Annotated in this window: 20 protein-coding genes, 1 tRNA gene and 5 pseudogenes; 15 read left to right on the top strand and 11 right to left on the bottom strand. The window is 67.0% G+C overall.

What is annotated here, in order from left to right; genetic code table 11:
* Positions 1–95 precede the first annotated feature (95 nt).
* A pseudogene (locus tag OG798_RS39390) lies at positions 96–1,209 on the top strand (IS3 family transposase).
* Between the two features lie 301 nt (positions 1,210–1,510).
* Here OG798_RS39390 and OG798_RS39385 read toward each other — a convergent pair.
* The gene (locus OG798_RS39385) at positions 1,511–1,978 is read right to left on the bottom strand and encodes a MarR family winged helix-turn-helix transcriptional regulator (RefSeq protein ID WP_328758548.1); all 468 of its coding nucleotides are present in this window, start codon (positions 1,976–1,978) and stop codon (positions 1,511–1,513) included.
* Between the two features lie 204 nt (positions 1,979–2,182).
* On the opposite strand from OG798_RS39385, the gene OG798_RS39380 reads away from it, so the two are divergent.
* The 5 genes and pseudogenes from OG798_RS39380 to OG798_RS39360 all read left to right on the top strand — a co-directional run.
* Entirely contained in the window at positions 2,183–2,917 is a 735-nt protein-coding gene (locus OG798_RS39380; RefSeq protein WP_121414698.1) for an SDR family NAD(P)-dependent oxidoreductase, read from the top strand.
* 99 nt (positions 2,918–3,016) lie between these two features.
* Positions 3,017–3,169, top strand: a complete 153-nt coding sequence (locus tag OG798_RS39375) for a hypothetical protein (protein ID WP_328758546.1) — start codon at positions 3,017–3,019, stop codon at positions 3,167–3,169.
* Between the two features lie 66 nt (positions 3,170–3,235).
* Complete coding sequence (locus OG798_RS39370; RefSeq protein ID WP_328758544.1) at positions 3,236–4,090, top strand: LLM class flavin-dependent oxidoreductase; 855 nt, start codon at positions 3,236–3,238, stop codon at positions 4,088–4,090.
* A gap of 100 nt (positions 4,091–4,190) precedes the next feature.
* Positions 4,191–4,808, top strand: a complete 618-nt coding sequence (locus OG798_RS39365; RefSeq protein WP_328758543.1) for an NADPH-dependent F420 reductase — start codon at positions 4,191–4,193, stop codon at positions 4,806–4,808.
* Positions 4,809–4,953: 145 nt separating this feature from the next.
* Positions 4,954–5,085 (top strand): annotated as a pseudogene (locus OG798_RS39360) (integrase core domain-containing protein); the annotation flags it as partial.
* Between the two features lie 143 nt (positions 5,086–5,228).
* Here OG798_RS39360 and OG798_RS39355 read toward each other — a convergent pair.
* The 4 genes and pseudogenes from OG798_RS39355 to OG798_RS39340 all read right to left on the bottom strand — a co-directional run.
* Complete coding sequence (locus OG798_RS39355) at positions 5,229–5,582, bottom strand: hypothetical protein (RefSeq protein ID WP_328758542.1); 354 nt, start codon at positions 5,580–5,582, stop codon at positions 5,229–5,231.
* A 783-nt stretch (positions 5,583–6,365) separates the two neighbouring features.
* Positions 6,366–6,752, bottom strand: coding sequence for a VOC family protein (locus OG798_RS39350; RefSeq protein ID WP_095851982.1), 387 nt, complete (start codon positions 6,750–6,752; stop codon positions 6,366–6,368).
* Positions 6,753–7,238: 486 nt separating this feature from the next.
* Positions 7,239–7,448, bottom strand: coding sequence for a hypothetical protein (locus OG798_RS39345; RefSeq protein ID WP_328758541.1), 210 nt, complete (start codon positions 7,446–7,448; stop codon positions 7,239–7,241).
* A 360-nt stretch (positions 7,449–7,808) separates the two neighbouring features.
* A pseudogene (locus tag OG798_RS39340) lies at positions 7,809–7,973 on the bottom strand (DUF2000 family protein); the annotation flags it as partial.
* Positions 7,974–8,007: 34 nt separating this feature from the next.
* Between OG798_RS39340 and OG798_RS39335 the strand changes: the two are divergent.
* Positions 8,008–8,082 (top strand) — tRNA-Arg (locus OG798_RS39335).
* Positions 8,083–8,260: 178 nt separating this feature from the next.
* On the opposite strand, the gene OG798_RS39330 is transcribed toward OG798_RS39335, so the two are convergent.
* Positions 8,261–8,689 (bottom strand): tyrosine-type recombinase/integrase, encoded by a 429-nt coding sequence (locus OG798_RS39330; protein WP_435864223.1) that lies wholly within the window; start codon positions 8,687–8,689, stop codon positions 8,261–8,263.
* 229 nt (positions 8,690–8,918) lie between these two features.
* On the opposite strand from OG798_RS39330, the pseudogene OG798_RS56645 reads away from it, so the two are divergent.
* Positions 8,919–10,176: pseudogene (locus OG798_RS56645) on the top strand (IS701 family transposase).
* A gap of 394 nt (positions 10,177–10,570) precedes the next feature.
* Here the strand turns inward: OG798_RS56645 and OG798_RS39315 are convergent.
* Positions 10,571–11,803: an LPXTG cell wall anchor domain-containing protein gene (locus OG798_RS39315; RefSeq protein WP_328758537.1), complete on the bottom strand. Its 1,233-nt coding sequence runs from the start codon at positions 11,801–11,803 to the stop codon at positions 10,571–10,573.
* 253 nt (positions 11,804–12,056) lie between these two features.
* Complete coding sequence (locus tag OG798_RS39310; RefSeq protein ID WP_328758535.1) at positions 12,057–12,257, bottom strand: excisionase family DNA-binding protein; 201 nt, start codon at positions 12,255–12,257, stop codon at positions 12,057–12,059.
* A 91-nt stretch (positions 12,258–12,348) separates the two neighbouring features.
* Between OG798_RS39310 and OG798_RS39305 the strand changes: the two are divergent.
* The 7 genes and pseudogenes from OG798_RS39305 to OG798_RS39275 form a co-directional block, all read left to right on the top strand.
* Positions 12,349–13,047 (top strand): annotated as a pseudogene (locus OG798_RS39305) (tyrosine-type recombinase/integrase); the annotation flags it as partial.
* A 56-nt stretch (positions 13,048–13,103) separates the two neighbouring features.
* Positions 13,104–13,445 carry an ArsR/SmtB family transcription factor gene (locus OG798_RS39300; RefSeq protein WP_328758533.1) on the top strand — a complete coding sequence of 114 codons (342 nt, stop codon included), beginning with the start codon at positions 13,104–13,106 and terminating at the stop codon, positions 13,443–13,445.
* 3 nt (positions 13,446–13,448) lie between these two features.
* Positions 13,449–13,955, top strand: a complete 507-nt coding sequence (locus OG798_RS39295) for an SRPBCC family protein (RefSeq protein ID WP_328758531.1) — start codon at positions 13,449–13,451, stop codon at positions 13,953–13,955.
* Positions 13,955–14,623, top strand: a complete 669-nt coding sequence (locus OG798_RS39290) for a dihydrofolate reductase family protein (RefSeq protein ID WP_328758530.1) — start codon at positions 13,955–13,957, stop codon at positions 14,621–14,623. Before OG798_RS39295 ends, OG798_RS39290 begins: the two co-directional genes overlap by 1 nt.
* A 920-nt stretch (positions 14,624–15,543) precedes the next feature.
* Positions 15,544–16,182, top strand: a complete 639-nt coding sequence (locus tag OG798_RS39285; protein ID WP_328758529.1) for a hypothetical protein — start codon at positions 15,544–15,546, stop codon at positions 16,180–16,182.
* Between the two features lie 212 nt (positions 16,183–16,394).
* A complete protein-coding gene (locus tag OG798_RS39280) occupies positions 16,395–16,667 on the top strand; it encodes a hypothetical protein (RefSeq protein WP_168509200.1) in 273 nt (90 codons plus the stop codon).
* Between the two features lie 403 nt (positions 16,668–17,070).
* Positions 17,071–17,598, top strand: a complete 528-nt coding sequence (locus OG798_RS39275) for a hypothetical protein (protein WP_328758528.1) — start codon at positions 17,071–17,073, stop codon at positions 17,596–17,598.
* 54 nt (positions 17,599–17,652) lie between these two features.
* Here the strand turns inward: OG798_RS39275 and OG798_RS39270 are convergent, their stop codons facing one another.
* From OG798_RS39270 to OG798_RS39260, 3 genes are all read right to left on the bottom strand, one after another.
* On the bottom strand, positions 17,653–18,450 hold the full coding sequence (locus OG798_RS39270) for a bestrophin-like domain (protein WP_328758526.1): 798 nt from the start codon (positions 18,448–18,450) through the stop codon (positions 17,653–17,655).
* Positions 18,451–18,661: 211 nt separating this feature from the next.
* On the bottom strand, positions 18,662–19,240 hold the full coding sequence (locus OG798_RS39265) for a hypothetical protein (RefSeq protein WP_328758524.1): 579 nt from the start codon (positions 19,238–19,240) through the stop codon (positions 18,662–18,664).
* Complete coding sequence (locus OG798_RS39260) at positions 19,237–20,961, bottom strand: PHP domain-containing protein (protein WP_328758523.1); 1,725 nt, start codon at positions 20,959–20,961, stop codon at positions 19,237–19,239. The genes OG798_RS39265 and OG798_RS39260 overlap by 4 nt, the downstream gene beginning before the upstream one ends.
* Positions 20,962–21,060 lie beyond the last annotated feature (99 nt).

The following is a 21,060-nucleotide window of genomic DNA, read 5'->3' as shown; positions in this document are numbered from 1 at the left end:
GCATCCGACATCCGGACTGGCCTGACCCCGGTTGGTTGATCCACGTCGAGTGAGAGTCTTGCCGCCCACGACGTGGGCAGGAAGGCTCGATGACGATGACCACCAAGAAGAGGATTCGCCGGAGCAGGTCGTGCGCAAGCTGGCGCAGGCCGATCGGATGCTTGGCGAGGGTAAGGATGTCGCCGACGTGTGCCGCGAGCCCTGGGTGTCCGAGCAGACGTATTACCGCTGGCGGAACCAGTTCGGCGGGCTGAAGGCCGACGACGCCAAGCGGCTGAAGGACCTGGAGAAGGAGAACTCGACCCTCAAGCGGCTGCTTGCCGACGCCGAGCTGGAGAAGGCCGCGTTGAAGGAGATCGCCCGGGGAAACTTCTGAGCCCGGAACGCCGGCGGGCGGCCGTTGCGCACCTCATCCGCGTGATGGGCGTGAGCGAACGGTTCGCTTGCCGGGTGACCGGGCAGAACAGAACGACGCAGCGACAAGAGCCCAAAGCAAGCACCACGGCCGATCCGGACGCCGGGCTGCGGACCTGGCTGCGGGCATGGGCGAAAGACCATCCGCGCCGCGGGTTCCGCCCCGCATTCCACGACGCCCGCGCCGAGGGCTGGGCGGTGAACCACAAGAAGCTGCAGCGGCTGTGGCGCGAGGAAGGCCTACGCGTGCCGCAACGCCGACGCCGCAAACGCACCGGCACCAGCACCGCACCCGACCGGCCGACAGCCGACGCCCCCAACAAGGTCTGGGCGGTTGACTTCCAGTTCGACGCCACCACCGACGGCCGCCCGATCAAGATCGCATCCATGGTCGACGAGCACACCCGCGAATGCCTCGGCGGCCTGGTCGAACGCAACATCACCGGCGACACCCTGATCGACGAACTCGACCGCCTCGCAGCGATGCGTGGCTACCCGGCCGTGCTGCGTTGTGACAACGGCCCCGAGCTCGCCTGCGAGCCGATGGCCGACTGGGCCGGCGAACGGGTCGGGCTCGCCTTCATCCCGCCCGGCGAGCCTTGGCGCAACGGATACGTCGAGTCGTTCAACAGCCGGGTCCGTGACGAATGCCTGAACATCAACATCTTCTGGTCGCTGGCCCAAGCCCGAGTCGTGATCAGCGACTGGAAGGAGGACTACAACCGGCGCCGACGACACAGCTCGCTCGGCTACCAAGCCCCAGCGGTCTACGCTGCCGCTTGCACCCACCGATGAACGACTCACACCAACCGTGGGTCAGCTCTCGGGGTCCGGCCAGTCGGCGGCTATCAGCTCATCGCCGAGAGCGCTGGTGCGAGCGACCGCGTCCTGTTGGTGTGGGGTTCGGTCTTCTTCGGCGGCGTAAGGTGCGAATGTCGCGATTGCTCACGGATGGCAGCGGCTCAGTGTGGTCGTCGCAGCGATCCATCCCAGCATCGCGCGGTCCTGTCGCCCGAAGTCCAGACAGCGGACGACAGCCGCTGATCGGTCGCGTGTCGCCGGGAGAGGGGCAGCGGTCAGGGCGAATCGGATTCCTTCAGCTAGGACCTTCTGCGTTTTCGAGCTTGGCCCAGATCCGGGTGAGGGCAGCGATGTCATCGTCGTTGAGGGGATCGACGAAATATTTCTTGACCGAATCTTCGAAGGTTCGTCTGACCGTCTCGGCGAAGTGCCGTCCGCTCTCGGTGAAGCTGATGAGCGACACCCGACCGTCGCCTTGGTCGGCTCCACGTTGTAGGTGCCCGGCATCGATCAGTTGCTGAACCAACCGTGATGCTCTGGTCGGGCTGACGCTGACGAGTTTGCCAGACAGACCTCGAACCGACTGAGGCTCGGCCTCCAGGAGCCAGCACAGGATCTCGACGGTGCTGAACGAGATCTTGTGCTGGTCCATCAGCACGGCGTCGATCCGCCCGGTGACCGTGGCGTGCGTGAACAGCAGCGCAAACCAGCCGTTGACCTGGTCCGGGGAAATGATTCGCGGTTGCGACACGGGTGCCCTCACGCTCGGCAGTGTACCCGAAAATTGGATGCTCGCCCGTTTAGGTGCGCGCGCACGCATCTGTTATGGTAGGCATGTATCAGTGAACGGGAGACCAGCCCCGTTTGCGGAGCGCTTCGCACGAGCGGCGTCAACTCGCCGGCCCGACGAACCTCGCAGGTTTACACATCGATCGGCCGTTCGGCCGACAGAAAGGTAAAGGTCAACATGCTCAAACTTGATGGCAAGGTCGCCGTGATCACTGGAGCAACCTCTGGGATGGCGTTGGCGACGGCCAAGTTGTTCGTGACCGAAGGCGCCTACGTGTTCATCACCGGGCGAGACAGGGACAGACTGGACGAGGCGGTCGCGGCCATCGGCCACAACGTGACGGGCGTACAGGCGGACTCGGGAAATCTGGACGACCTGGCTCGTTTGGCTGAGACCGTGCGGGAGCACCACGGACGAGTCGACGTCCTCTTTGCGAGCGCTGGCGTCGCGTCGGTGTCCGACCCGTTGGGAAGTATCACCCCCGATACGTTCGATGCGCTGGTGGGCGTGAACTTCCGCGGCACTGTGTTCACCGTTCAGTACCTGCTGCCATTGATGAGCGACGGTGCGTCGATCATCCTGAACGGCACGAGCAGCGCGACCAAGGGCATCCCCGGTGCCGGTGTCTACTCGGCGAGCAAGGCCGCCGTTCGTTCACTTGCCCGCACCTGGGCCGAGGAGTTGAAGGTCCGCGGTATCCGGGTGAATGTCGTCAGTCCCGGTTCGATCGACACCGCGCTCTTCAGCACCGTGCCCCCCGAGTTCCGGGAACAGATCACCGCCGCCATTCCGCTGGGACGGCTGGGAACCAGCGAGGAAATCGGGGCTGCCGCGCTGTTCCTGGCCTCCTCGGACGCCAGCTTCATCACCGGCGCGAACCTAGTCGTCGACGGCGGGTTCAGCCAGATCTAACGGCGAGTGCCGACCAGAGGAGTGCCTTATGTCGGCGCTCCGACCTGACCGCACGAGGAGCAGACCCACCATGGCAGCACGGCCGTTGTTGGTGCCACCGTGCACGGGTTCACTGTCGGCTTCTGGTGGGCCGCCGGCCTGTTCTGGGCCGCCGCTGTCGTCCGCGGTGCTTTGATCCGCGGTGGCACCAGCCTTCACCACGAGGCCGGCCAGCCCGAGCCTCTCGACGAAATCGTCAGCGCCCTGATCTGACGACACGCTCTGCGCGACGACGTCGCGTCGCGGCTGACCACGAACGAACGACTGAAGGAGACATCGATGCCTGACTACGGTCATCCCCTGCGTTTCGCAACGTTCCTCGGTCCCACCAACTCCCCGCCGAGCCGTCCGGTCGAGTTGGCGCAGCTGAGTGAGCGGCTCGGCTTCGACTTCGTCACCTTCCAGGACCATCCCTACCAGTCGAGCTTTCTCGATACCTGGACTCTGCTGAGCTGGGTGGCCGCGCGGACCGAGCGCATCGGAGTGTCCGGCAACGTGCTGAACCTGCCGCTGCGTCAGCCCCCCGCCGTACTCGCCCGCGCGGCGGCCAGCCTCGACCTGCTCTCCGGTGGACGGACCAGCCTCGGACTCGGAGCCGGCTTCTACTGGGATGCCGTGCAGGCGATCGGCGGACGGCGGCTGACCCCGCTACAGGGCGTTGCGGCACTTGACGAGGCAATCGACATCATCCGCGGGGTCTGGGATGCCGACGAGCCCGGCGGCGTGGATGTTGACGGCGAGTTCTATTCGGTCCACGGCGCCGAGCGTGGACCCGCGCCCGCCCACGAGATCCCGATCTGGCTCGGCGCCCACAAGCCGAAGATGCAGGGCTTGGTGGGACGCAAGGCCGATGGTTGGCTGCCGTCGCTGCCGATGATGGAGCCGGGCGGTGTATCAAAGGGAAACGCGATCATCGACGATGCCGCCCGGGCCGCCGGCCGCGATCCCCGCGAGATCACCCGTCTACTCAACATCTTCCCGGGCCAGCAGACTCCGGAGGCACTGACCCAGCTGGCCGTCGAGGACGGCGTCAGCATCTTCATTCTGGCCAGCGACGACCAGGACGTAATCGAGCGCTTCGCCGCTGAAACCATCCCCGCGGTACGCGAACACGTCGCCCGCGAACGCAACTAGTCCGCGAGCCAATGCTGCGTGGCCAAAGCGCTTGATGCAGCCCATCAGACCGGCAACTCACGCCTTACCGGCAGCTCCATAGACAGCAAAGGAACACGTCATGACCACCATCAGCATCATCGGTTCGGGCAACATGGCCGCCGCCATCGGCACCCGGGCAGCCAAGCACGGCCACGCGACCGAGCTCATGAGCCGCAACACCGCCAAGGCTTTGGCGCTGGCCGACCAGATCGGCCACGGAGCCACCGTCGGCGCGCTCGGCGCAACGCCGGCAGGTGACATCGTCATCGTGGCCGTCCCGTACACCGGCGCAGTCGACGTGGTCACTCACTACGGCGACGCCCTTGCCGGCAAGGTCCTCGTCGACATCTCCAATCCCTTCAACGCCGACGCCAGCGGACTCACGACCACCCCAGACAGCTCGGCGGCCCAGGAGATCGCTGCTGCCGCCCCCGAGGGCACACCCGTCGTGAAGGCGCTGAACTCGGTCTTCGGCCACGTCCTCGCTCGCGACACGCCCCTGGACGTTTTTGTTGCCGGCGACGACGCCGCAGCGAAGGCCCAAGTTGCGGCGTTTCTGGAGAGCATCGACTTGCGGCCCCTGGACACGGGAGGGCTCGCGATGGCTTCGGTCCTCGAATGGACCGGCATCCTGCTGATGGGGCTGGCCCGCAACGGCGCCGGCTTCGACATCGCCCTCGGCGCCGAAGTCCGCTGAACACCCTTTCGGTTTGGGCTAGCCGTCTCGGCTTTCCCGTGCTGACCGAGAGAGGTAAGTACGCGGCTGTATGACTGATACGACCTGAGTGACTGAGGGCAACCGTGTCCAGGGACGCCGTTGCTAGGCCACCTGAACTTTCACATCTTTCTGGTCGCTGGCCCAAGCCCGAGTCGTGATCAGCGACTGGAAGGAGGACTACAACCGGCGCCGACGACACAGCTCGCTCGGCTACCAAGCCCCAGCGGTCTACACTGCCGCATGCACCCACCGATGAACGACTCTCACCAACCGTGGATCAGTTCTCGGGGTCCGGCGAGGACCGGTGCCGATCCGCGACAAACGCGGTTTGACGTCCGTGACTACGGTGGGCACGGTGCAGGCACAGAGCGGACAAGGCTTGTCATTCCCGGGGCGGCCTTATGCGAACTGGAGGTGCAGCTTGACGACACCGGAGTTGTTGCCCTTCGTGATAGTCCCGTCGCCTCCGGCCCCGCGGAAGACTCCGCTGCCACCCGTGACGGCAACAGGTAGGACCTGCTCATCGTCACGGAGCTGAATAAACTGAATGCTCAATTGCCCATCGGGCAGCCGCAGGGTGAAAATCCCTTGCGATTCGACCACCGAGTTGGGCCCTGAACCAGTGACCCGCGTGGTGGTGAAGGTGCCATCCCCTACACCGATCTTCCGACCATTTTGAAACACATCTAGGCTCAAAATCATCGCGTCGCCGAGATTTGGTCCAGGCGGCCCCCCGAGGTTGAGTTTTTTCACCTACGCGAACTGCACGTCGAACTGCACGAAGCAGTCACCCCTATTAGGGTTGGCGGCGCTTGAGACGTGGCAAGCGTGGTGGTCATGCCCGCGTTGGGCTGCTACTGCTGGGGTGACAAGGGAGGCGGAGGCTGTCGCTAGAGCGACCGCCCAGATGACTCTACTTCTCATTGTCGGAGTCCTTTCTCGATCCGCGCAGTTCGTGTTGGCGTCAGAGCATGGTGGGTCGAGGCCAAATGGAGGCTCTCTGTAATTACCCGTAACTGATCTATCGCAAGTCGATTCGAGGGGCGTTTCACCCGGTTGCGGCTGTGACTAAGCCGCCTGGGGAATACACGGCACAGTGACGGTGAGTCGAGGCAGCATTGTTGTGACACGAGATAGGTGGCGTCACGCTTCACCCGTCTCCGGCTGGCGGCCAGCCCTGACAATATGGGCGCAGAGGATCACGTACTCGTTCGGTGCCCACCTCGCTGACATCAACGTCGGCGAACATCCGCGGAGTCCAGCGGCCGCGCGGGGATTGGGCGTCATGGGCAGAGGTGTGCCAGATCACCCACAGATCGAACTTACAAGGCGGTTGCCGGCGGTTCGAAACCGTCCGCGCCCACCCGTCCTAGGACACGAGAGAGGCCCAGATCAGCGGGTGGTACCCGGAGACCCAGAACCGACCGCCGAGAAGATCATCGATCGCGCTCTGGCCTACGAGCCGTTCGCACTCTGATCCGTAGCTGGGCACACGGTCGCCGAGGGGCCTCCGGCTCCCGGCACCGCTCCGGGGTATCAGTCCTCGCCGCTGCCGTACGGCCTGGTCAGAATCTCGAGGTTGTGTCCGTTGGGGTCGTCGAAGTACGCCCCACGGCCGCCATCGTTGTGGTTGATCTCGCCGGGGTGGTGGTGATGCGGGTCCGCCCAGTAGGTCAGGCCCGCCTCGCAGACACGGGCGAAGATCGCGTCGAAGTCGTCCTCGGAGACAAGGAACGCATAGTGCTGTGGGCTGATCGACTCGGCCGTGTCCATGTAGTCAAGCGTCACGCCGTTCGGCATCTGCACCGGGACGAACGGACCGTACTCCGGTGCCACCTCCAGACCCAGCAGATCCGCGAGGAACCGTGCGGACGCCATCTTGTCGTGCGCGGCGACGATCGTGTGGTTGAGTTCGACTGCCATCGGTCGGCCTCCTTCCCCCTGGCTGCCAGAACCACTTTCCACGCTAGCAACCGTTCGGGACGGCGCCATCCGTCTCTGGGCCCGTCCAGCTCCGACCTGCGACCGAGAACCAGGGGAACGAGGGCCCTTCCTGGAGGCTGCGTGGCAGAGCGTGATCAACACGTTTCAGGAACTCGGAGTCGACCGGCTGACGCCGTTCAGGTGGGCCACTGATGGGCCGTCCCTGGGACGTCCGAGACCGATCGGCGGCGGCCATCGACGACCAATGACGACCCCTGTGAAGGGGCTGACTAGGGCCCTGACCAGCGAAGTTTCAGCTCACCAAGATCCCCGACAAGCCCCAGGGAAATAACAGGCAACCCCTAACGATCAAGCCCCCTACCAGCGAAAACCCGCGGGTAGGGGGCTTGTCGCTGTGGACGCCGATCGGCAGTCAGGCTGCCGGTATCAGCGATCCCGCGATGAGGAAGTCCCGAGATCTGACGATCAGAAGGAGAAAGTGACGCCGACCTGGTGGTACTGGCCGACGGTGTCCGAGACCTCGTCCTTGACCGCGCCGAACTGAGCCACGAGGTCCGAGTTGCTGATCGCCGTGGGGCCGGCGGCGATGCCGACCTGCGGGCTCAGGCCGCCGGAGACGGTGTCGAGCTCGATGTCAGAGATTTCAAGGGTCTGAACCTGGGGAGCGGAGTTCATGATGAAACTGCCCTTCGTATGGATGTTCGGCAAGGGGGAACGGCCAAGCTGGGGAAAGCCGGTGGGCCGCTACCGCAGGCGCGCGCCATCCGTTTCCGGACGCCTTGGCGCGATCCCGGCGGCGCGAAGGATCAAATCACGGAGCGTGCCAGGCATCCAGTCGGCCGCTGCTCCCAGCGCGACAGTTGAAACAGTCGGCTACTCATCCATGCACGCATGCACACGAATTGAGGGCAGCTTCTCTACATGTAGCCCCGTACAGGAAACCGACAGCTATTGCCACGGCAGCTCCAACCAGGACAACTCCGCACCAACAGAACGCACCCGTAACGCAGTTGCGCATTCGCTGTGCAGATTCCGTCACGTTTGCATCCGCGCACCCTTCAGCACCTTGTCCACTGCGATCCGTGACCCGTACACCGCCAGCCTCATCAGGTCCAGCTCCTCCGTTGGTACGGCCCGGACGGCGGCGCGGTTGTCGCGGTCGTTGCCGGTCGCGAAGAGGACAGAGGTGAAGACGGCACGGGCAGGTCACATGACTTCTAGCTCGGCCGTTGAAGCCGCAGGTCACCGGCCAGGCACCCCAAGCGCTCTCCTAAAGCGGGTGTCGCAGGTTCGAATCCTGCCGGGGGCACAGAGAGAAGGGCCAGCTCAGGAGGGGTTTCCTCCCAGGCTGGCCCTTTGCCGTTTCCGGCACCGTGCCACACGCGTGCCACTACGTCCCTACGGAGCCCTTGTCGCCGCCGTCCGAGGGGTCTCCCCCACCGTCGCGGATCATCGCGCCAAGGCGGTCGGCAATGGCCCGATCACGGTCACTGGTCATGTGCTGGTAGATCAGCGCGGCACGGGAGCTGCTGTGGCCCATCCGCGTCATCAGCTCCCGGGTGCCCCGGCGTGGAGGCCAGCGTGTTGCCCGTATGCCTCAGGTCGTGGAAGTGCAGCTCGGCCGTCACGCCTGCATCCTTCCGCGCCTTGACCCAGTCGTCCCGGAAGTTGCTCCGCCGAAGCTGCCCACCCTGCGGCCCGACGAACACGTGACCGTCCTGTCCAGCAGCGGCGTAGTGCTCCAGGTGGAGCGTAATCGCGTCGACCAGCTCACCGGGGAAGGAGACCGTGCGCACCCCGGCAGCCGACTTGGGAGCCTTGTCGAAGAGCCGCCCGTTCTCCAACTCGGCTTGCGCCCGGCGGACAACGACCAGGCGGCCGGTCAGGTCGATGTCCTTGTGACGCAGCGCAGCCAACTCAACTGGTTCAAGGCGGTTCGCTCCGCTCCCCGCGCGCAGCCCGGCCCCCGGCCGGGCTTGCGCTCCTGTCGCCGCCCGGCCCCAGCCCAGCAGACGCCCGTGCCACGCGCACAGCAATCAACCGCTTGCCGTAGAAGGAGGTACGTCGTGGCTGGGGCGGTCGCCTCCACGGCTTTAGCCCTTCAGTTGTAGTTCGCTGATCAGGTTCGCAGGGTAACTCCCTGTTATGGAAGACTGGTCCGGCGACGTGGCACAAGTAGCCGAGTGGGATGCCGAGTTGGAGGAGTTGCTGCGGCAGATCGGCGACGTCTTCCCCCGGGCGGATCTGCGGCGGCGGGCGAAAGCGTGTGTGCGCGGGCTGTTGGGTCCGGTCTCCCGCAAGAATGGCTGGCAGCTGGCCGAGTACGCCGGCTGGCGGCGCCCCGACGGGCAGCAGCACTTACTGGACCGGGCGAAGTGGGACGTCGATGAGCTGCGCGACCGCGTCCGCCGGTATGCGCTGGACGGGCTGGCTGACAGCGCGGGCGGGGTGCTGGTCATCGATGAGACCGGGTTCGCCAAGAAGGGCAAGACTTCTGTTGGCGTGGCCCGGCAGTTCACCGGCTCACTCGGCGGCGTCTTTCCTTGCCAGATCGGGGTGTTCGCCGCCTGGGCCGCCGCCCGCGGGGCAACCCTGGTCGACCGGGAGATCTACCTGCCGCAAGTCTGGACAGGCGATCGCGAGCGGTGCGCAGGTGCCCGAGACCGTCGGCTTCGCCACCAAACCCCGCCTCGCCGAGAAGATGATCGACCGGATTCTCCCCGAGCTTCCGGAGAACACCTGGCTGGCCGCCGACGAGGTCTACGGTCGTGACGGCGGCTTCCGCTCCTTCGCCGAGAGCCGCCAACTGCCGTACGTGGTCAATGTCTCCAGCGCCCAGACAGTGCTGCCCCGACCGGGCTGGCGGCGTATCGACAAGCTGGCCGCCGCCGCGGACGACAGCGAGTGGCAGCTGATCGAAGCCGGCCCGAGCCAGACCGGCTCCCGCTGGTGGCAGTGGTGGGTCCGCCGGATCGCCGACCCGGAGGAGCTCGTGGGCACCGCGGTGCGGGGGCAGCCCTGGCCGAGCCGATGGATGATCGCCCGACGCCGCCCCGAAACGCCCGACGACCTCGACTACTACCTGGCCTGGGGCCCGGCCGGCACCCCGCCGGAACACCTGGCCCACGTCGCCGGCGCGCGCTGGCGGGTGGAAGACGCGATCAAACTCGGCAAGCATCAGTGCGGGCTGGCCGACTACGAGGTGCGCCACTGGCACGGCTGGTACCGGCACATCACCCTGTCGATGCTGGCCGCTGCATTCCTGGCGGTACAGGCCGCCACGGACGACGCCGATGCCCCCGCGCCACTCCGGGAAGCCCTCCGAAGCTGTTGTTTTTCCGAACTTGAAGTTTGCGGGTCGAATTGGAGTCTCGTTCGGGGATCCCGCGTGACCGGCACATGAGGGCAGGGTCTCCTGAGCAGCTTCGGCGTCGCGCCGCACCGCCTAAGCTGCCGCCAGATGTGCCGCCTCGTCATCGCCGAGGCAGTCGCGGTCGCTCTGCAGGCCAGCCTGGCCAGTGGCGGCCCGCCACGACCTCGATGCGCATGGGCCGCCGCGACCGCCGGCTCGACTCGGTGGGGATATCCCTGGCGTGCCGCCGGTGAACTTTCTCGGCGTCGACGAGGCCGAGCGGCCACTACCGGCACGATTCGAGCCCAATCAGCGTGACCGTTGGCTGTCCTACTCGGTCGGCATGACAATCACCGGCTGTCCTCACTGAGCCGCTCAGACGGCCGGCCGAGCAGAGGCACCTCCCGTCTTGGCTGGACGGGTGGTGCCTGCGCTACTTCGGGGGTCAGGCCCGCGTGCGGCGGCGGCGCAGGGCCACGGCGCCCAGTACCCCGGCTCCGGCCAGGAGGAAGGCGCCGGCCGCCACGGCGATCGTGGACGTCCCACTGCTTCCTGTCTTGGCCAGCTGCGAGCTCGTCCCGGACGTGCCGGAGGTCGTGCCCGAGGTCGCGGACGGGGCCTCGGTCGAGGTGGACGGCGAGGCGGAGGGGGTCGGGGTCGCGGAGGCGGTCGGGGTCGGGATCGGGGTGGACGTGCCCCCGGTGGATCCGGTGGAGCCCGCCGCGAGCATCGTCAAGGTGGCGCGGTCTCCGCAAGAGGTGGTGCCGCGGAAAGGTGTCGACCCCTGGTTGACGAATGCGCAGGGCTGCACGGTGGCCTTTCCGGCGGGCGTGTCCTTGCGGTAGGTCACCCGGACCTTGGCGACCGTGCTGCTGTACGCGGCGAGGGAGGCGTCCTTGCCAATCACGTCGAACCCGTACACATCGGCCTCGGCGTTCGAGGTGACCGGCGTGAGGGTCTTCCAGGTCCCGGAGCGCAGCACCTGCACGGAGGCGTACCTGTTCGTGATCAGCGTGTCCGTGACGTTCTCGTACCTCGACGCGGTGGGGTTGGTCACCGTGGCCTCGAAGCTGATGGCGGGGCCGCCGGCGGTCACGGTGGCGGGGACGCCGGACAGCCCGGTGCTGAGGCCGTCGACCTTGATGGTGTCGTCGTCGGTGTCGGTGGCCGCTCCGGAGGCGCCGTTGGAGACGAGAGTGGTCAGCTTCAGCTGCTGGGTGCCGCCGTTGCTGTCGCCGTTGTGCGGGGTGCCCATGGGCACCCCGATGCGCAGCTGCACGGTGCGGGACTGGCCTGCGGCGAGCGGGAAGGTCTCGGGTATCTCGCCGGAGAACTTCTCATCGGCGTACGTCAGCGGCACCGTCTTCCACGCCGTGCCGCTGAGCCGGTACTGCAGGCTGACGGCGTTCGACGGCAGGCCGGCTCCCCCGTCGATCCGGTAGATCAGCCGCGCCGATGAGGTGTCATGGGCGCCGGTGTTGGAGACCTTTGTGGTGAAGCCAACCGGCAGGCCGGCCAGTCCGACCTCCGCGGGCGCGGCGGTGGCGACCGCCAGCATCGGCGGCTGCGATTCGTCCGCGGAAGCGGCCGGCGCGAGGCCGAAGCCCGTGGCGGCCAGCAGCAGGGCCGTCCCCGAGACCGCGACCGACGAACGGACCTTGCGTGCAAGCGTGTTCAACGTATCCCCCGGATGCGTGTATCGCGCGGTGTCGCCGCGCTCGGTGACGGCGGGAGTGTGCCGTCGTCACGCACAGTAGGACCCACCGACCCGGCAGCCAGTTGTGTTCTGTTGTGTGACGGTTCTGTAACCGAAGGATTTGGGCTAATAAGGGCGAGCCACCCGCGGCGCTCATCATCGAAGATGACGACGCCCTGGAGCGCGTCATCGACCAGATGCTCGGCGCCGGTAGTCGATCCCGAAACCCCTGACATCACCGACTGACGAAGGCCTCGGGCGGAACCCGCCGAAGTCGACCGACCGTGACCGACTCGATCTCGCCCGCGAGCACGAGCTTGAAGCACGTCGTACGGCCTGTCCGAAGCCGCCGTGCCACCTCTTCGACGGTCAGCAGGACGAGAGAGGGATCGGCAACGGCCTTCGAAACAGCCTGAGTCTCAGTCGGCTCAGCCACGGGTCGGTTCTCCTTCTGTGCCGGGGGCGGGGTCGAGGGATGCGGCGAGCCAGGCTTCGGCGGAGGACAGGCCGGTCCCGGCGAAGACCCAGTGGGTGGACGTACGTCGTGTCGGGCTCGGTGGCTGTGGTGGCTCGGCATCAAAGATGACGGCAAGCCCGACCGACGCCACATCGAACGCGAGACCAAGGCCGAGGTGACCAAGGCTGTCCGCGAGATGGAACGGGCCCGGGACGACAAGAAGCTTCGGAAGCCCGGCAAGGGTTGGACCGTCCAGAGCTGGCTTGAGCACTGGGCCGAGAACACCGCCAAGCCGTACGTCTCCGAGAACACGCATGACGAGTACGAGGTAGACGTCCGCGTGCACCTGGTCCCCGGCCTGGGTGCCCATCGGCTTGAGCGGCTGGAGCCCGAGCACCTGGAGCGCTTCTACCAAAAGATGCAGAGCGCCGGCAACGCGGCCGGCACCGCTCACCATGTGCACCGCACGGTCCGTACGGCTCTCAGTGAGGCGGTGCGACGCGGGCACGTGCCCACCAACGCGGCGGAGATCGCCAAGGCTCCGCGACTCGAAGAGGAGGACATCGAGCCGTGCACGATCGAGGAGGTGCAGAGCCTGCTTGTCGAGGCGGCCAAGCTCCGCAACAGCGCGCGCTGGGTGGTCGCCCTGACGCTCGGGCTTCGGCAAGGGGAAGCGCTCGAGCTCCACTGGGAGGACGTCGACCTCGACGCGGGATACGTCCGCATCCGGAAGAACAGGCTTCGGCCCAACAATCGTCATCCGACAGGACTCGCCCGATTCCCAACCGCCTTGACGTATTCCGATATGGGAATATCATGGCTGCCATGGCACGAGCAGCGACGACGTCGGACGTCTTCAACGCGATAGCGGAGCCGCAGCGCCGGGAGATCCTGGCGCTGCTGCGGGCGGGTGAGTGGCCGGTGAACGACCTGGCCCAGAAGCTGGGGATGAGCCAGCCGGGGGCGTCCAAGCACCTGCGGGTGCTCCGGGAGGTGGGGCTGGTGCGGGTCCGCGGGGCGGGCAAGCAGCGCCTCTACGGCCTGGACGCCCGCGGGCTGCGGCCGGTCCACGAGTGGACCGGCGGATTCGAGCGGTTCTGGAACGAGAGCTTCGACCGGCTGGACACCTACGTGCAGGACCTCAAGCAGACACGGCAGGAGGATTGACCGATGGCAGGGGCAAGACAAGAAGCGCGGGGGGAGCCGGCGACGGCCGACCGGGAGATCGTGGTCTCCCGGGTCATCGACGCCCCGCGGGAGCTGGTGTTCGAGGCGTTCACCGAGGTCCGGCACCTGTCGCGGTGGTGGGGTCCGGAGGGGTTCACCACCACCACGCGGTCCTTCGAGTTCCGCGAGGGCGGGGAGTGGGACTTCGTACTGCACGGGCCGGACGGGACCGACTACTCCGAGTGGATCCGCTGGCTGCGGATCGTCCCGCCGGAGCGGATCGAGCTGCTGCACGGTGAGTCCCGCGACGACCCGAACGCCTTCGAGTCGGTCCTGACCTTCGCGCCTGACGGTGAGGCGACCCGGATCGTGATGCGCACGGTGTTCCCCACCAAGGAACTGCGCGACGAGGCGGTCGAGAAGTACCACGCGATCGAGGGGGGCCGGCAGACCCTGAGCAGCCTGGCGGACTACGTCACCGACCTCGCGCGGAGGGGGGCGGAGGGCTGATGGCCGGGAAGGTGTTCTTCAGCGTGACGATGTCGCTGGACGGCTTCATGGCGCCCGAGTCCGTGCCCGTTGAAGACGAGCTCTTCGCGCCCGACAAGCAGAACGACCCGGACGTTCAGCGCTGGATGGCGCAGTGGACGGAGTTGCAGCAGTGGGTGTTCCCGCTGCGGTTCTTCCGGGAGAACCTGAAGTTGGGCGAGGGCGGCGAGGAGGGCCGCGACAACGACGTCGCGCGGGAGACGTTCGAGCGCACCGGCGCGAGCGTCATGGGAAGGCGCATGTTCGACCTCGGCGAGCAGTCATGGCCGGAGGAGGCGCCCTTCCACGCCCCGGTCTTCGTCGTGACGCACACCAAGCGTGACCCGTGGCAGCGGCCCGGCGGCACCACGTTCCACTTCGTCGACGACGGCATCGAGCACGCCCTCGACCAGGCCCGCGAGGCCGCCGGCGATCGCGACGTCCGCATCGCCGGCGGCGGCGCGACGATCCTGGAGTACCTGAACGCCGGCCTGGTCGACGAGTTCTCGATCACGCTGTCACCGGTGCTTTTCGGCGCCGGCACCCGCCTGTTCGACGGCGTGGACGCGTCCAGGGTCGCGCTGGAGCCGGTACGTTCGGAGCCGTCGCCGCGGGTGACGCACCTGACCTACGCCGTGCACCCACGGTAGCCGCGTCAAACGCCCAGTCAGACCGACGGTGGCCCCAACGGGGGGGCGTCTGCTGGTCGGGCACCGATGGCCGTTCCGGCCTCGTGTTGGGCGACTCGGGCACCTCTCTGACGGGGTAGAACTTCCACACCGACTGGCCGTCTTCGAACTGGGCGAGGACGACCTGGTCTTGGCCTTCCTCCTCGGCAGCGCGCCGTGCCGTGTTCAGGGCCTGGGCGGGCGCGAAGGCGTGCGGCATCGTCGTCCAAACGGCCAGCCCTCAGACGGCGTTCTCGCCGTTGACCAGCACGTGTGGGTCTATCAGGAATGAGGTGTGATTCGTCTGATTGGCCTACAGGTTCTTCGGTGGGCTGATTGGGCTACACCCGTCCGGCTGTAACAGCGGTGACGAGCCTGATGAGGAGCCCAAAGGGGGGAGCACGAGGACATCATCAGCCCCGAACAGCTCATCCCCTACACCGCGGCCGAGATCCGCAAGCTCCTTACGCTCATCCACCCGCCGCCCCCACCCGAGCACGGTCGGGCCGCCCACGGACTGTGGTGGTCACGCTGGCGACGACATCACCAGGCCGACGCCAACGAGCATCATCGCAGACACCGGACTCGCGAACTCGCCCTGAACTACAACTGAAGGGTTAGGCAGCCACTTTGGCGCGAGCCTCGAAGATCACGGCCCCAACGTCGTGCTTTACCGGGCAGGTCCACAGACTGCCCGACGCGCCGGAAGCTTACGGGGCCGTGATCACTCGCGCCAAAGCAGCTCCACCGACCTGGTTTTGAGGCTCCCCACTTCCCGACCACACCACATCGAATTCTCAAGTTCTCCTCAGAACATTGATCATTGATTGTCCAGTACATGCCCTGCCCGTAGTGTCCAAGTGCTCGATCGCCACGGGGGCGGTCCACCGGAAAGGTGTCACATGGGCATCGGTTCACGGCGCGCTGCGACCGGCGCTGCTACTGCTCTGCTTCTCTGCTTCGTGACTGTGGGTACTGCTTCCGCTGATGAATTGCCGACAGGCGACAACAGCGCGATATCCGCTGACCAAACGGCGGACATCAACGACAGACAGGTCTGGGAGGACGCCACCGGTCAGCCACTCTCTGAGAAGGCGCCGTCCATGTGTGACCAGCCTTCCACGTGGTACACCATCACGTCGAAGAAGGCATACCACGTTCCTTCTTGGTGGAACGGCACCAAGTACAAGGACGGTCCGGGCGGCACCATGTCCGTGTCCGTCACCAAAACCGGCACCATTTCTGCCGAATTTTCAGCCAGCGGGGAGTGGTCGGCCGGGGCAATCCTCGCGAAGGCCAAGACCACCATCAGCATCAAAATCGGTGCCAGTGTCTCTGTCGCCATCGGCCACAACTACTCCCATGACATCAGCCGGAACAAGTACGGACACCTGCAGTACGGCTCGTGGGGGTACAAGCTGAACTGGAAGCGGTACCGTTCCGCCGGTGGCAGTAGCTGTGGTGGCGTCGAGATCGCTCACGGGTCGGCGACGCTGCCCACATCCGAGACTGGCTGGAAGTACTGGGAAACCTCGTCATGACCTTTTCGAGCCCGCGGGCATGGCTCACCGGATGCGCTGTGGCAGCGTCAGTAGTCCTGCTCTCCTCGTGCACATCCGGCAGCGATGACGGCAAAGCCTCCAAAGATCACTCGCCGCCTGCTGCGAGTGGGTCGCAGACGGCAACAGAGCCGTCCCAGAAGAAACTCACTGAGCAGGCTCAAGCGGCCCTGACCGCCGTCCACAGCGGGAAGATGGTCGAGGCCGGCGCGGAGCGGGTGATCGACGGCATCCACACCGAGCCGAGCCTGAACGAGGGCAGGACATACAGGCTCAACCTGGTGTGCGTCGGCAACGGCAGCGCGCAGTTGACATTCACACCGGCGAGCACCGGCACAGAGACCAAGGTGCCGTGCGATCAGTCGGTGGTCCAGCAGCGGATCACCGTGCACAAGCCGGTACGCATTGATGTCGACGGCGCCAAGGGGTCGACCGGCGTGATCGCCTGGCGGATCGACGCCATCTGATCCGGGCATACGGGTGCCCCCAGCACGGCTGCTGAGGGCACCCAATCAGTGCAGCAGCGAAATACAGCAACCCCAACGACCGAATCCGACCAGCCGCGTCTTCGTATGGCTGAAGTGCGACCTGCGTGACCCTCAACGGCTGATCTCTGTAGAGCTACGGATCAGAAGGTGCACGACGCGGATAGTCGCGTGCCACATCCGTGCCAGATGCAGGGGTCAGCCGCGGTCAACAAAGGCGACTGCCGGGCGTCGACATGCCCACTAGCTCGGCCACGGAAGCCGCAGGTCACCGGTAGGACGCGTCACCCTCTCTCCTAAAGCGGGCGTTGTTGCAGGGGCGGCGACCGCCAGCCCAAGGGCGATCCGCCGGCCGGAAGTAGGGTGAACCTTCACAGGGGGTGCAATGAGGTCTCTCGCGATCACGTGGACTCTGGGGAGTCACGGCTGGGCTTTCGTCAAGGTGGCTGACGATCAAGGCGAGGCGGAGATCATCGCTTCGTACGTCACCGACGGGCCTGAGCAGTTCCTGTACGCGGTTGCCAGGCTCGTGCTGGGTGACGGAGAGACGCTCGCTGAGCTGGAGGGGGAGCCTCAGGTCTACCGATGGTTCTTCCATCGGGACGGATCTGAGGTCGACATCGGTCTCGTCGTGGCTGAGGACGACCGGGCACCGGACAGCTCGGGAACTGTTCTCTGGTCAGGTCGCCACACGATCGCGGCACTGGCCCGCTCGGCCGTCCGCGCCTTCGACCAGATCACTCACGAGCTCGGTGAGGAGACTTACGAGGCTCAGTGGGGCCGTCCGTTCCCTCGAACCGAACTCGAAGCCCTACGCATCGCGATGCGGGCGCACGTCAGGAGCGCCCCGGCTCCTGACATCACCAAAGGGCGCTCAATGGCGACCACCGTCGACAGCAGGGCAGGGCGTTGATCGATTAGGTGGCCGCCGGTGATCGGTTGTCGGCGTACTGGTCGCGCCCGCCGCCTACGGCCCGCCGTCGAAGAAGCCGGACTTCAGGTCCCCGATGATGGCGTCGAGTGGATGCCCACTGACGATGAACGGTCCGCTCCAGGGCGCGCTGAGTGCGAAGAGCAGCGCCAGGCTCAGCCCGACCACACTTGCAACACCTACGATCAGCAGCGACGTTCGCGGGCTGCTGCGGAAGACCAGTGCGCCGGAGTTCACGATCAAGGCCAGTCCGCTGACCACGAGCGTGACGACATAGAGCGCGGGAACGTCGCGCGAGGCGGCGGCAACGCGGGCGCGACGACTACTGGTGACACCGTCCATGGAAACCACCAGCTCCGTGCCTGTCGGGGTTCCCACCTCGGGCCGGGCCGCCTCGGCGCGCACACTCCGCTCCAGTCGTGCGATCGCGTGAGCGGTGGCAGGGTCGTCACCGGACGCCGCTGCTGCAGCCTCCCACTCCCTGGCACGCGTGGTCTGCAAGTAGTCCAGCAGTGCCGCATGGATCGGCTCCGACTGGACTCGCGGACTTGTCGCCGCCCATGCCAGGCGGGAGGCCGCGGCCGCCTCGTCGCTCACCAACCCCTCGGCCGCGCGCAGGTAGCCGGCCTCGCTGGCCAGTGTGAGTGCCGCAAAGATCGCGAAGGCAGCGCCGAGTGTCGGCATCAGGGGCGTGGCGATCTGCGGCACCCGATCCCGTTCCTCGACCGGTACGAGCGCCCGGACGCCGACCCGCGCCACGGCCGCGACCAGTAAGGCAAGGAGGAGCCCGCCCACAACCAGCACCACCGCCGGCAGCGAGGTCAACCAGTTCACCACATCACCTACAGCGCGTTCCCGCGAGCGCCCCGCGGCGGCAGCACATCGGCCGCCGCGACCTGGAACTACTCGTCGATCACTCTTAATGAACGCTCCATGATCACAGGTTGAAGTCCTTTGACGCTCGCGACGCCCGGCACAGCATCTCTTTTCGTTGGCGAAACCGAACGCAGGGCAGTGCTGATGTCAGACCCCGATGAGCGTCGGGTCAGTGGTCCGCGCAGCACGGGGTCGGGTCCGGGACCTCGAACGGGACCAGGGTTCCGCCCGCGGCCGGCATCGCGGCCAGGGTCAGTCGTCCTTCGCGCCACTCCGGTCGTACGTGATCGCGGGTGACGATCCGCTGGTTCGGGTCGGGGCCGTCGGGCGTCCCGAGGACGACGATGCGCTCGATCGCGGAGACGGCCAGCAGCCGGGCGACGGTCACCGTGCCGGTGAGGGCGTCGGCCCCGGCGTACCGGACGGCACGGCCCCCGGTGCGCGCGAGGTGCTCCGCGGCGGCGTGCGCGGCACCGGCGGCCAGCTCGTCCGGACCGTGTCGCTCTGCGCCCAGAGCGGCGCCGAACTCCCGTTCCGTGAGCGCCCGCCAGGCCGCGCGGGCCGCCCGCTCCGAGGGTGCGGAGAAGGACAGCGCGGTGTGCCGCCGCCCCTCCCGCACATGGTGCGTGCAGCCCACCACCCCGTCGTCCAGGCCGAGTTCGGCGGCGAGGTCGAGGAGGAGGTGGTCCGCCGCCCGCAGGTTTCCGGACAGACCGGTGTCGACCCCGACCACGTACCGTTCGGTCACGACGGCAGGATCCACACCGGGTTGGAGTAGAACCACAGGTCCTTCCACGGGTCCGCGTCGCCGACGACGTCCACGGCCGGGCCCGCCGGGTCGACCGCCGCGCCCATCAGGCCGGTGGAGGAACGGTTGCCGTCGGTGCCGCGCAGCCGGACGTACACCGGGCGGTCGACCGCCCCGAGGGAGTACGACAGACGCACCACGCCCGTGGACTTGTTCACCTCGTACGACCGGACGACCTTCGCGGTCGGCGCGGTGAAGGTGTCCTTGTCCGCGACGGCGCCCGTGACATCGCCCTGGATGACGTCCACGCGGGCCAACTTCGGTACGAAACCTGCCCAGTTGGGTCCGTCGGCGAGCGCGATGTCGACCGTCAGCGTGACCTTCTGCCCCTTCTTGACGTGCAGCGCGCCGCCGAGGGTCGCCCAGCGGCTGCCACCCGCCACCCGCGCGTCGAGTCCGCTGATGAGCTGCCCGTGGTCGACCCACACGCGCCCGGCGCGGATCCCGTCCATGACGGCGGCGTACGAGAAGCCGTCGGCACCGACGTGGGTACGGCTGTACTGGCCGGGCCAGTAGTCGCCCTGGGTGACGTCGATCTTGCCGCCGTAGACCGGGTCGGTGTGCCTGCCGTTGGCGGTGAAGTCACTGTCCGGGCCGCCGCGGACGGCGGTGTCCGTGTACACCTGATGGGAGTCGGAGTTGGCGGTGATCCACCAAGGCTTGCCCTCGGCGAGGAGGCTGTCCCACAGGCCGCCGACCGTGGCGGTCATCCAGTCGAAGCCGCCCCAGGTGCGGTAGCTCTCCAGCGGGTAGCCGGCGAAGGAGTCGGCACTCGGGTTGTTGTCGTAGATGCCCCGGGCGCGCCCCATGCCCAGCGGCGTGGCGATGCCCGCCGCCTGGTGGCCCGGCGCGCCCTCGAAGCCGACGGCGATCTGACGGCCCGAGCCGGTCGCGTCGCGCCAGTCGCGGATCTCGTGCGGCGAGTCGACACCGCGCCGCGCCGGGTGGTTGGCGAGCATCAGCGCGTCCTTGACCTTGCGCCGCTGCACCTGCTCCGCGAGGAAGTTGAGGCCCGCGACGGCGAGCGCCTCGTTGGCGGGCGAGGACCCGCTGGTCCCCGTCACGCTGCCGTCGTAGGACGTCTCGAACGCCTTGAGGACGCTGACCTCGTTGTTGCCGGGGTGAACGAACACGGTGCCGTGCTCGGCGCCGGGTATGTTCCACTCCAGCCCCTGGAAGACGAGCGTGTCCTCGTACTCCTCCCGGGCCTCCTTGATGTCCGGGTTGACCTTGTCCACACCGATCTTGGCGTGCGTCTCGCTGCCGTGGTCGGTGATGACCATCCAGTCCAGACCGTGCCGGGCGCCCTGCCGGACCTGGTCGCCGACGCGGTACTTGCCGTCGCTGCTGTACTGGGTGTGGATGTGGTGGTCACCGGACAGCCAGAGGAACCCGTTCCGTCTGCGACCGCTCGTGGCGCTGGAGGCGTACGCCGGTGCCGCCGCCCCCTGCGCGAGGACGCCACCGGCAGCGAGTCCCGCGCCGAGCAGCCCCGCGCGGCGCAGCAGCGAGCGGCGCGACTGCTGCTCGGGGGTCAGGGCCTCGTCGGGCACGGAGGCGTCGAACGCGGCGGGAAGCGACTCACTCTCCTGGCCGTGACCGTGGTCGTGACCGTGACTGTGGTCGTGCTGGTGACCGTGGTGGTGATGCCCGTGCCCCATGCCTGCCTCCTGAGTCGTGCGCCGCGAGTGCGACAGCGCGCCACGAGGAGATTCGGTGCGGAACGTGAACGCCGGACGGCGGGCGCGTGATCGGCGGGC

The sequence above is a fragment of the Streptomyces sp. NBC_00271 genome, assembly GCF_036178845.1.
Taxonomy (GTDB): Bacteria; Actinomycetota; Actinomycetes; order Streptomycetales; family Streptomycetaceae; genus Streptomyces.
Note: the sequence above shows the minus strand (reverse complement) of the source record. Positions and strands in the feature narration are given on the sequence as shown.